General features: G+C 69.2%; 6 protein-coding genes. 4 read left to right on the top strand and 2 right to left on the bottom strand.

What is annotated here, in order from left to right; genetic code table 11:
- A partial coding sequence (locus tag AC1DOC_RS25555; RefSeq protein ID WP_478130748.1) for a type 1 glutamine amidotransferase domain-containing protein occupies window positions 1-556 on the top strand: 556 nt, incomplete at its 5' end.
- A gap of 6 nt (window positions 557-562) precedes the next feature.
- Here AC1DOC_RS25555 and AC1DOC_RS25550 read toward each other — a convergent pair.
- Window positions 563-1,057, bottom strand: coding sequence for a BON domain-containing protein (locus AC1DOC_RS25550; protein ID WP_015866354.1), 495 nt, complete (start codon window positions 1,055-1,057; stop codon window positions 563-565).
- Window positions 1,058-1,277: 220 nt separating this feature from the next.
- Here AC1DOC_RS25550 and AC1DOC_RS25545 point away from each other — a divergent pair, with 220 nt between their 5' ends.
- Genes AC1DOC_RS25545 through AC1DOC_RS25535 form a run of 3 tightly spaced genes read left to right on the top strand, consistent with a single transcriptional unit; the run spans window position 1,278 to window position 2,083 of the window.
- Window positions 1,278-1,418, top strand: a complete 141-nt coding sequence (locus tag AC1DOC_RS25545) for an Hsp20/alpha crystallin family protein (protein ID WP_018904114.1) — start codon at window positions 1,278-1,280, stop codon at window positions 1,416-1,418.
- Entirely contained in the window at window positions 1,415-1,615 is a 201-nt protein-coding gene (locus AC1DOC_RS25540) for a hypothetical protein (RefSeq protein ID WP_418148286.1), read from the top strand. The genes AC1DOC_RS25545 and AC1DOC_RS25540 overlap by 4 nt, the downstream gene beginning before the upstream one ends.
- A gap of 15 nt (window positions 1,616-1,630) precedes the next feature.
- Window positions 1,631-2,083, top strand: a complete 453-nt coding sequence (locus tag AC1DOC_RS25535) for a DUF1772 domain-containing protein (RefSeq protein ID WP_369664608.1) — start codon at window positions 1,631-1,633, stop codon at window positions 2,081-2,083.
- On the opposite strand, the gene AC1DOC_RS25530 is transcribed toward AC1DOC_RS25535, so the two are convergent.
- Window positions 2,049-3,344: chloride channel protein (locus AC1DOC_RS25530; RefSeq protein ID WP_478130747.1), on the bottom strand; the 1,296-nt coding region annotated here is incomplete at its 5' end. The two genes, AC1DOC_RS25535 and AC1DOC_RS25530, sit on opposite strands and share 35 nt — an antisense overlap.

Genomic DNA, 3,344 nt, shown 5'->3' with positions numbered 1-3,344 from the left:
GAGCAAGACCCAACTCGATGGCGCCAAGGTCGCCATTCTCGTGGCCGACGGCTTCGAGCAAGCCGAGATGACGGAGCCGCGCAAGGCGCTCGATGCGGCCGGCGCCGCCACCAAGATCGTCTCGCCGAAGGACAACACCGTGCGCGGCTGGAAGCACCACAAGCCAGCCGATGAATTCAACGTCGACATACCGCTGCCGCAGGCCGCCGCGCACGAGTTCGATGCGCTCGTGCTGCCCGGCGGGGTGATGAACCCCGATGTGCTGCGCATCAACGAGGAGGCCATCGCCTTCGTGCGCGATTTCTTCAAGGCCGGCAAGCCGGTGGCCGCGATCTGCCACGGACCGTGGACGCTGATCGAGGCCGGCGCGGTGCGCGGCCGCACGATGACCTCGTGGCCCTCGCTGCGCAGCGACCTCACGAATGCCGGCGCCAAGTGGGTGGACCGCGAAGTGGTGGTCGACGGCAACCTCATCACCAGCCGCAAGCCGCAGGACCTGCCGGCCTTCGACCGCGAGATGGTCCGGCTGTTCGCGGATGCGCGGGCCCACGCCTGAGACGGCTCAATGCAGCGGGCGCCCGGCGGGCTCGGTGCGGCCCTGCAGCTCGGAGATTCCCTCGGCCGTGTCGTGGCAGCTGAGTTCGTTGGTCACCGCCTGCACGCCCCGCATCTGCTTCAGCTCGTAGAGCAGGTCGTCGAGCTCCCGGGTCAGGATGTGGCCCCGCAGGTGGACGCTGCCCCGGTCGACTTCCACCTCGATCGACCTCGGATGGCTCACGACCCGTCCGAGCCGTGCGCGGATGCGCTCGTGCAGTTGGGAGTCGGTCTCCGGTTCGCCGCCTCCGGTGCGATCGAACCGGCCGGTGGCCATGTATCCCTTCAGGTGGTCCGCCGCTCTCTTGCCTGCGGATTCGGCCATGTCCGCGGCCTCATGCCCGGCCGCAATGGCCTTGTCGCGCGCGAGCGCCCGGCGGCGCCGGCCGCTCTGGTGATCGAGGTAGTACATGGCCACAGTGCCCGCAGCCACGCCGGCTGCGAAGGAAACGAAATCGCGCATGGTGGTGCTCCTGTTCCTGGTGTGTGGATGGACGACTTTTCACTACTTTGCGCGGGCCGCAAGGGCCGTCTGTCGGACATCGTCGATGGATGGCAGCCGCAGCAACTGTCGTTGCGGCGCGCCCGAATTCCTTCGCACGCGGCAGGGGCTTGCCAACGTCCGAACATAGGGTTGGAGCGTCGCCGTGCCTGCGCGGAGGCGACGTGTTTCGCCACCACACTTGACGGGAGATCATCATCATGAATGCCCTGACCCGCATGGAACGAATAGCGGCTTCACGCTCGGCAGCGAGGTGGACGACAAGACCGCCGTCGCCAGGCTGGAGGACGGCGTGCTGAAGATCGAGCAGGCCTTCGCATGACCATTCAATGGGACGAGCTCGACACTGCATACGATGCCTGGCGCGCGGAGCGCGACAAGTTCGACCGCTGGATGACGGCCATTGCCGCCGGCGAGCCGTACGACAAGGCCGAACTGCAACGAGACATCGAAGAGCTCGACGCGAGGCACCAGGTCTTCCTGGAGAAGGCCAGGCCGTTCGTGCAGTCGGCCGCCTAGCTCGACGGGCTTGCCATGGGCACGAGGATCGTTCAGTTCCTGGCCATTGCGATCGGCGCTCTCGCGCTGATTCCCTCGGGCGCCCACCTGGCGGCGCTCCCGAACAAGATCGGCCTCGGCCAGCCGGAGTATTTTCTGGTGCAGGGCATCTACCGCGGCTGGGCCGTGCTCGGCTCGCTGTGGGTGGCGGCGCTGGTGGTGAACATCGCCCTTGCGGTCGTCGTCCGCTCGCAGCCCCTGCCGTTCTGGCTCGCGCTCGGTGCCGCGGCCTGCATCGCGGCAATGTTCGCGATCTTCGTGGCATGGACCTTGCCGGGCAACCAGGCCACGCACAACTGGACCAGCGTCCCGGCCAACTGGGAGATCCTGCGGCGCCACTGGGAGTACTCGCATGCGGTGAACGCGGCCATCGTGTTCCTCGCGCTCTGCCTGGTCACGGCGTCGGCGTTGTCCTGGCGGCGGGCGTGACTGCCGCGGCATCCGTGGGCAGCATCGAGCCCACGGCGCGCCACACCATGTGCTCGGCCAGCGTGTCGTACAGCGGCCGGCTGATCATGCGCGAGACCAGGCTGGACAGCATGGCAGCCGCCATCAGGCTCAGCACCATCGAATGGCCATCGACCATTTCCATCACGATGATGAAGGCGGTGAGCGGCGCCTGCGTGACCGCAGCCAGGAAGCCGGCCATGCCCATCGCGATCAGCGCAGGGCCGAGATCGCGGCTGGCCAGCGCGGCCACCGCGTCGCCGATGCCCGCGCCGATGGACAGCGAAGGCGCGAAGATGCCGCCCGGCACGCCGCTCCAGGCCGTGAGCCAGGTGGCGACGAACTTGAGCACGGTGTTGAGCGGCGTGAGTTCGTCATGCCCCTGCAGCATCTGCTTCACGGCCTCCGACCCGGCGCCGAAGGTGACACCGCCGGTGACGAGCCCGATGATGGCCACGGCCAGGCCGCAGGCAGCCGCGAAGCGCACCGGAAAGCGCGCGCGCCAGCGGTTGAGGCGCCCCGGCGCGCCCGTGAGCGAGGCGATCAGCAGGCGCGCGAACAGGCCGCCCGCCGCGCCGCTGAGCAAGGTGACCAAGAGGCCCGGCCCGAGCGCATCCCACCCGAGCCGCGGCACGCGGATCACGCCGAAATAGCTGCTGTTGCCGAACACCGAGACGGCCACCAGGCCCGCCAGCACGATGGCGGTGATGATCAGGCCGCTGGAACGCGCCTCCAGGCGGCCCGAGAGCTCCTCGATCGCGAACACCACGCCCGCGAGCGGCGCATTGAAGGCGGCCGCGATGCCCGCCGCGCCGCCGGCCACCAGCAGCGCGCGCCCRTCGATGGTGGTGCGCGGCGACAGCCAGCGCCGCGCATGCTGCATCACCCCGGCCGCCACCTGCACCGAAGGCCCTTCGCGCCCGATCGAAAGCCCCGCCGCGAAGCCCGCCGCGCCGAGCCCGATCTTGGCGACCGTGAGGCGCAGCGATGCGAAGCTGAAGCGCCGTTCCTCCGGCAGCGTGGCGTGCAGCGCCGCCTTGATCTGCGGAATGCCCGAGCCTCCAGCGCCCGGGAAGAAGCGCAGCGTGAACCACGCGATGGCGGCGGTGAGCAGCGGCGTGGTCAGCAGCACGGCCCAGGGCCACGCGCGGTGGAAGCGCTGGAACGCGCCGAACACCCAATCGCTCGCAAGCGTGAAGCCCACCACGAAGAGCCCGGCCGCAATCGCATAGCCCAGCACGAT

The organism is Variovorax sp. 01T439_2 (assembly GCF_056398445.1).
This window is presented reverse-complemented; position numbering and strand designations above follow the sequence as displayed.